6 protein-coding genes and 1 pseudogene are annotated in these 6,902 nt (G+C 64.2%); all 7 read right to left on the bottom strand.

Annotated elements, in window-relative coordinates:
- Nucleotides 1-109 precede the first annotated feature (109 nt).
- Nucleotides 110-1,099: a dihydropteroate synthase gene (folP, locus tag RT662_RS02795; protein ID WP_409530130.1), complete on the bottom strand. Its 990-nt coding sequence runs from the start codon at nucleotides 1,097-1,099 to the stop codon at nucleotides 110-112.
- Nucleotides 1,093-3,129, bottom strand: coding sequence for a M13-type metalloendopeptidase (locus RT662_RS02790; protein ID WP_313668976.1), 2,037 nt, complete (start codon nucleotides 3,127-3,129; stop codon nucleotides 1,093-1,095). Before RT662_RS02790 ends, folP begins: the two co-directional genes overlap by 7 nt.
- A gap of 168 nt (nucleotides 3,130-3,297) precedes the next feature.
- Entirely contained in the window at nucleotides 3,298-4,461 is a 1,164-nt protein-coding gene (locus RT662_RS02785) for a DNA methyltransferase (protein WP_313668975.1), read from the bottom strand.
- 180 nt (nucleotides 4,462-4,641) lie between these two features.
- Complete coding sequence (locus tag RT662_RS02780) at nucleotides 4,642-5,211, bottom strand: ribonuclease HII (protein ID WP_313668974.1); 570 nt, start codon at nucleotides 5,209-5,211, stop codon at nucleotides 4,642-4,644.
- A gap of 155 nt (nucleotides 5,212-5,366) precedes the next feature.
- Nucleotides 5,367-6,536: a bifunctional hydroxymethylpyrimidine kinase/phosphomethylpyrimidine kinase gene (gene thiD / locus RT662_RS02775; protein WP_313668973.1), complete on the bottom strand. Its 1,170-nt coding sequence runs from the start codon at nucleotides 6,534-6,536 to the stop codon at nucleotides 5,367-5,369.
- Nucleotides 6,526-6,753, bottom strand: coding sequence for a DUF1272 domain-containing protein (locus RT662_RS02770; protein WP_313668972.1), 228 nt, complete (start codon nucleotides 6,751-6,753; stop codon nucleotides 6,526-6,528). Before RT662_RS02770 ends, thiD begins: the two co-directional genes overlap by 11 nt.
- Nucleotides 6,753-6,902: pseudogene (locus RT662_RS02765) on the bottom strand (phosphoglucosamine mutase); the annotation flags it as partial. The pseudogene RT662_RS02765 and the gene RT662_RS02770, both read right to left, overlap by 1 nt.

The raw sequence follows: 6,902 nt of genomic DNA, 5'->3' as shown, positions 1-6,902 counted from the left end.
CATGGCTGGCGAAACCCTCGTTGAATTGCAGTGGCTGGTTGCAAAACCGCAACCTGTGCAGGTTGCCTGTTAGCAGACACGGCGCGGCTGTGAAGGGGCAAATGCCGGTTCAGGCCAGTGCAGGATTGCAGGCCCGCCAAAGCGTGAGGGCCTGCACGGTTTCGGGAACATCATGCACCCTGAGCAATTGCACCCCAGCGTCCGCTCCCGCCAACGCCAGCGCCAGGCTGCCGGGCAGCCGCTGTTCCACCGGCACGTCACCCGCCAGCTTTGAAATCAACGACTTGCGGCTGGCACCGAGCAGGATCGGCACACCCAGGCCGTGCAGCAGGGTCAGCCCTTTCAGCAGCGCCAGATTATGGGCGAGCCCCTTGCCGAAACCGATACCGGGATCGGCGATGATGGCATCGGGTGCGATCCCGCCGGCCATGGCTGCGGCAATCCGTCCCTCCAGCCAGTCGAACACATCGAGCAGGGCGTTGTCATACTGCGGCGCAATCTGCATGGTTTCCGGCGTGCCCTGGTGATGCATCAGGATGACAGGGCAGCCGCGCTGCGCCACCAGCGCCACGGCCGCCGGATCATGGCCCAGCGCGCTGACATCGTTGACGATCATCGCGCCTTCATCGAGCGCGGCCGCCATAACGGGCGATTTGCGCGTGTCGATGGAGACCGGCAGCCCAGCCAGCCCACGCCACAGGGGCGCAAGCCGCGCCAGTTCATCGGCCACCGGGAGTTCGGGCGCACCTGGCCGCGTGGATTCCGCCCCCACGTCGATAAGTGCCGCACCGGCCTTGTGCATGGCGAGGGCGGCGGCAATCGCGGCTTCCGGCGCATCATGGCGGCCACCATCGGAAAAACTGTCGGGCGTGATGTTGATGATGCCCATCACCAGCGGCAGCGGTTGATCGAACCGCGCCAGCAAAGGGCGTGGCCGCGTCAGCCGCTCCCGCCAGTCATCTGGCACATCGGCCGCGTCCACGAGTCCCTCGCTGCCCGCCCGCGTCAGCACTTCGGCATGCGCAAACGAAAAGGGGCCGCCGGCAAGCGGCAGCCCCTCCCGTTCACTCAGTATCGGGCGGTAATAGCGCCTCACCACAGCTTGATGCGCTCTTCCGGCGACAGGTACATCTTCTCGCCCTGCTTCACGCCAAACGCCTTGTACCAGGCATCGATGTTGCGCACCACGTACGGGCGGAAATGGCCCGGCGTGTGCGGATCGGTGACCAGCTGCTGCAGCAGCGCCGGCTCGCGATATTTCTGGCGCCACACCTGGCTGAAGCCCAGGAAGAAGCGCTGATCGCCGGTGAAGCCATCGATGGTCTCCGGCTTCTTGCCGCCAAGCGAACGCTTCCAGCCATCATAGGCGATGGTGATGCCGGCCAGATCGGCGATATTCTCGCCCAGGGTCAGCTCGCCGTTGACCTTCTTGCCGGCCACCGGCTCGTACGCGCCATATTGCGCCACGACCTTGTCTGTGCCTTCCTTGAAGCGCTTCACGTCTTCGGCAGTCCACCAATCGGCAAGCCGGCCGGTCTTGTCATACTTGCGGCCCTGATCGTCGAAATGGTGGGTGATCTCGTGGCCGATCACGGCGCCGATGCCGCCATAGTTCACGGCATCATCGGCGTTGGGATCAAAGAACGGCGCCTGCAGGATGGCAGCCGGGAACACGATCTCGTTCCAGGTCGGGTTGGCATAGGCGTTCACCGTCATCGGCGTCATGAACCACTCGCTGCGGTCCACCGGCTTGCTGAGCTTGGACACGGAGTCGTTGAACTCGAACTCGGTGGCGCGCCGGGCATTGCCCAGCGCATCGCCACGAACAATGGTGAGCGCCGAATAATCCTGCCACTTGTCCGGGTAACCGATCTTGGGCGTGAACGCGGCCAGCTTCTCGCGCGCTGCAACCCGCGTCTTGGGGTCCATCCACGCCAGATTGGCAAGGCGGGCGTCCATGGCGGCGATGATGTTCTTCACCAGTTGATCGGCCTTCGCCTTGGCTTCCGGCGGGAAATATTCGGCCACATACAGCTTGCCCAGCGCTTCGCCGAGCACGCCCGAGGTGATGTCCACGCCCCGCTTCCAGCGCGGCGCCTGTTCCGGCTGGCCGCCCAGCGTCTTGTTGTACAGGTCGAAATTGGCATCGACAAACGCCTTGGGCAGGAACGCCGAAGCGGAACGGATGCCGTGGAAGGCCATGTAATCCTTCAGCACGGCAATATCGGCCGCCTCGATCACCTTGGCGGTGCCTTCAACGGCACTGGGGTTGGCGATGATCACGTCACCCTGAACCGGGATGCTGCTGCCCGCGATCAGCCGGCTCCATTCAATGCCGGGGAAGCGGGTCGGCAGTTCGGCAACCGGCACCGGATTGTAGGTCTTTTCGGCCTGGCGGCGCTCGACGCGGGTCCAGTGGGTTTTGGCAATCGCGGTTTCCAGCGCGAAAATGCCCTCGGCGCGCGCTGCGGCATTGTCGAAGCCAGCCAGGCCCAGAACCGTGGCGATATAGGCCTTGTACTTGGCGCGGGCGGCGACGAAGCTGGGGTTCTTGTCGTCCAGATAATAATCGCGATCCGGCAGGCCCAGGCCCGATTGGCCGGCCTGCACGATGAAACGATCCGGGTTCTTGCGATCGGGGCCCACGCCCATGAAGATCGGGCCGGGCACGCCAAGCTTGAAATTCCGGCCCACCAGTTCCGCATAATCAGCCTTGGTCTGGATGGCGGCGACCGCATCCAGCTGCGGCTTCAGCGCGGCGATGCCCTTCGCTTCGATGGCGGCTTCATCCATGAAGCTGGCAAAGAAATCGCCAACCTTCTGGGCCTCGCTGCCGGGTGCGCCACCGCTGGCGGCGGCCTTTTCGATGATGGTGCGGGTGCGTTCCTGGGAAAGGTCACGCAGCCTGGTGAACATGCCATAATTGGTCTTGTCGGCGGGGATTTCCAGCGCCGCCATATACTTGCCGGCGGTGTGGCCCACGAAATCATCGCCGGCCTTCACGCTGGTATCCATGCCTGCGACATCGAAACCGAACGTGCCGATCTGCGGCTTGGTATCGGCGGCCAGAACCGGAACGGCAAACATGGTCAGGCCGGTGGCCAGCGCCAATATGGACTTCAACTTCACGCGTCATTCTCCCCAACAGGTCGGTTGCCGCGCGGCTTAGCCACAGCGGCCGGCATGCGCAACCGGCTGCGGCAGTTGATGCCACGGCCCGTCGGGCTGCACGTGTATTAGGAGAGCGATACGCAGTTGGCAAAAGCGAAAATGCCAACCGGAAATGGATGCCAGGCGTCAGCCGTCCACAGCAGTGGCGTGGCGGAACGCCTGCCGCCTGGCATCCAACGGTACCAACCGGCCATCGTCGTCCTCGATGTGCCAGAAGGTCCAACCATTGCAGCTTGGCAGGCCTTGCGCGGCCGCACCCATCTTGTGGATGGATCCGGTCGTGCCGGCCATGTCCAGGCTGCCATCAGCACGTACGCTGGCCCCCACACGCCGCCCCGGACCCCAGAGGCGTGTGCCGGGGCGGACGTAGCCGCTCTCGACGAGACTGCCAAACGGGATGCGGGCGAGGCTGCGATTGCCTTCGCTGATCTTGATGTCGCCGCCCTCAAGCGGCAGCAGATTGTTGATACGCTCACTCGCCACTCGCACATATTTCGGCTCGCGCTCGATGCCGATCCAGCGGCGGCCGAGCAGCTTGGCCACGGCGCCGGTGGTGCCGGTGCCGAAGAAGGGATCGAGCACCACGTCACCCGGCTGGGTGCAGGCGACAAGAATGCGATAAAGCAGGGCTTCGGGCTTCTGCGTCGGGTGGGCCTTGGACGCGCCGTCCTTCAGCCGCTCACCGCCGGTGCAGATCGGGATCGTCCAGTCCGACCGCATCTGCAGATCATCGTTCATCGCCTTCATGGCGTGATAGTTGAAGCAATAGCGGCTGTTTTCGCCCTTGGCGGCCCAGATCATGGTTTCGTGGGCGTTGGTGAAACGCGTACCCTTGAAATTGGGCATCGGGTTCGCCTTGCGCCAGACGATATCGTTGAGGATCCAGAAGCCCTCGTCCTGCAGCGCGGCGCCAACGCGGAAGATGTTGTGATAGCTACCGATGGTCCAGATCGCGCCATCGGGTTTCAGCAGGCGATGCGCCGCCTTCAGCCAGGCGCGGGTGAAACGATCATAGGTTTCAAAGCTGGAAAACTTGTCCCAATCATCGGTGACGGCATCGACATGGCTGCCATCCGGGCGGGCCAGATCGCCACCCAACTGCAGATTATAGGGCGGATCGGCAAAGATCAGATCGACACTGCCCGCCGGCAGGCTGTTCATCATCTCGATGCAGTCACCCACCAGGATGCGATCGGTCTCCAGCTTGGGCGCGCGGGCCTTGCCGGCCAGGCCGGTATCCACCAGCAGCCGTTCGGCATCACGATAATCAGATGACCGGAATGATTTCATCACACGCGCTCCAACACAGGAACATTGTGATGAGTCAGAGCGGATTCGCGGTCAAGAATCTTTTGGAATCAACAGGATTCACCGATTCGTCACAACAAGGAATCAAAACGGGAACAAATCCACATCTGGAGTCCCGATGATTCCCGCAGACTCAATCCCTAGTGGTGTGACTCAAAAGACTCACCCCTGAAGTTTCTGCAAAACCGCCCTCACCGGCTTGAAACTGGCGCGGTGATGCGGGGTTGCGCCAAGCCGGATCAGCGCTTCGGCATGGGCGGCGACGCCATAGCCCTGGTTGCTGGCCCAGCCATAGCCGGGGTGCTGGCCATCCAGCTGCGCCATGATCCGGTCGCGCGTCACCTTGGCGATGATCGAGGCGGCAGAGATCGCCGGCTCGCTGCCATCTCCGCCAACGATCGCCGTCGCTGGCCAGCGCCATCTGGGCAGGCGATTGCCGTCAACCAGCACATGGCCGGGCATTTCACCCAGGGCTTCAACAGCGCGGGTCATCGCCAGATATGTTGCTTGCAGGATGTTGATCCGGTCGATCTCCGCCACGCTGGCCTGGCCAACGCCGATCAGACAGTCACTGGCCTGCAGGGCTTCAAACAGCGCCTCCCGCCGTTTCGCACTGAGCTTCTTGCTGTCGTCCAGCCCCGCGGGCACGACGCCGCGCAGGATGACGGCCGCAGCCACCACCGGCCCCGCCCACGGGCCCCGCCCGGCCTCGTCAACGCCTGCAATCATCATGGCCCTTGATCGTCACCCCGGCAAAAGCCGAGGCCCATTGCCCCAGCCTTGGTTTTTGCATTCGCATACGGGAGATGGGCCCCGGCGTAGGGCTTCGCCCGCCTACGGCTCGCCGGGGTGACGGTTGAGCGTTTCGGGATGGGGCCGAAGCGCAACTACATCCGCCACGGCGGAAAGCGCCGCGCCTCGCCGGCGGCATAAAGGCAGATGCGGTTACCGGCGGGATCGGTCAGCCGGGCTTCGCGCCACAACCAATCCTCATCCTGTGGCATTTGATCGATCACCAGCCCGGCCGCTGCCAACTCTGCCACCCATGCATCGAGCCGCAGCGATTCCAGATAGACGGTGACGCCGCCGGCTTGCCCATCGCCGACATGGATCGACAGCGTGACGCCATTGCCGGCCTCGAACCGGGCATAGAAATTGTCCGGACTGTCCACGATCAGGCGCAGGCCCAGTTGCCGATAAAAGGCGATCGAAGCGGCGTAGTCCGTGGCCGGCACGGTGATCTGATTCAACGCCGGCGCCGGCGCGGTGATGTCATTGATCACCTGGCCATGCCCCATCGGCCCATGCCCTTGCCCCAGCCCGGGCGCCGAACGCAGCGCCAGCCGCACATAGATCCGCGCGCGTTTCACGGCTTCGGGCAGCGAGAGCCCCTGCCCCAGCCCACACGCCAGCGCGCTCGAAAGCGTGCAGCCGGTGCCATGACTGCTCGTCGTGTCGATCTTGGCATCGGTGAAGGCAAGGTGCCCCTGCCGCGTCACCAGCCAGTCGGTGAGTTGGTCGCCTTCCAGATGTCCACCCTTCGCCAGCACGGCTCTCGGTCCGGCATTGAGCAACTCCTGCGCCGCCAGCAGCATGTCGGCGGCATCCTCAACCTCGGTCTCGGTCAGCGCCACCAGTTCCGGCACGTTCGGCGTGATCACCGTCGCCATCGGCAACAGGCGCTGCATCAGCGCCCAGACGGCCTCCTCCTCGATCAGTGACGCGCCGCCCTTGGCGATCATCACCGGATCGAGCACGATCGGCACGCGGCAACCCTCAAGCGCATCGGCGACCGCGTTGATGGTGGCTTCATTGCCCAGCATGCCAATCTTGATGGCATCCACGCCGATATCATCGATGCAGGCGCGGATCTGGCCGGCGACAATCTCGGGCGGCACCGCATGCACGGCGCTTACGCCACACGTGTTCTGCACAGTGATCGCCGTCACCGCCGTCATCGCATAACCGCCAAGCATCGTGATCGTCTTGATATCGGCCTGGATGCCGGCGCCGCCGCCACTGTCCGATCCGGCGATGGCGAGAATCCTAGCGACCATGTTTGCGCTCCGCCGACGCCGGATATTTCGCCAGCGCCGCGCCCACCCGCAGCGGGCGCGGTTGCAGATCGCCGCCGCAATTGGGGCAAACCCCGGCAAGTGGGCCCGTCGTGCAGGCCGTACAGAAGCTGCATTCGAACGAGCAGATATGCGCACCTGCCGCATCCGCCGGCAGATCAGCGCCGCAGCGTTCGCAATCGGGCCGCAGTTCCAGCATCAGGCGGCCGCTGCCGCAACAGCCGCACAGATATCATCGACCACGCGGCCGACCAGCGCCTTGTCCTCGCCTTCGGCCATCACCCGGATCAGCGGCTCGGTGCCGCTCTTGCGGATCAGTAGGCGCCCCTGCCCGGCCAGTTTCGCCTC

Source organism: Sandarakinorhabdus sp. (assembly GCF_032115815.1).
Taxonomy (GTDB): Bacteria; Pseudomonadota; Alphaproteobacteria; order Sphingomonadales; family Sphingomonadaceae; genus Sandarakinorhabdus.
This window is presented reverse-complemented; position numbering and strand designations above follow the sequence as displayed.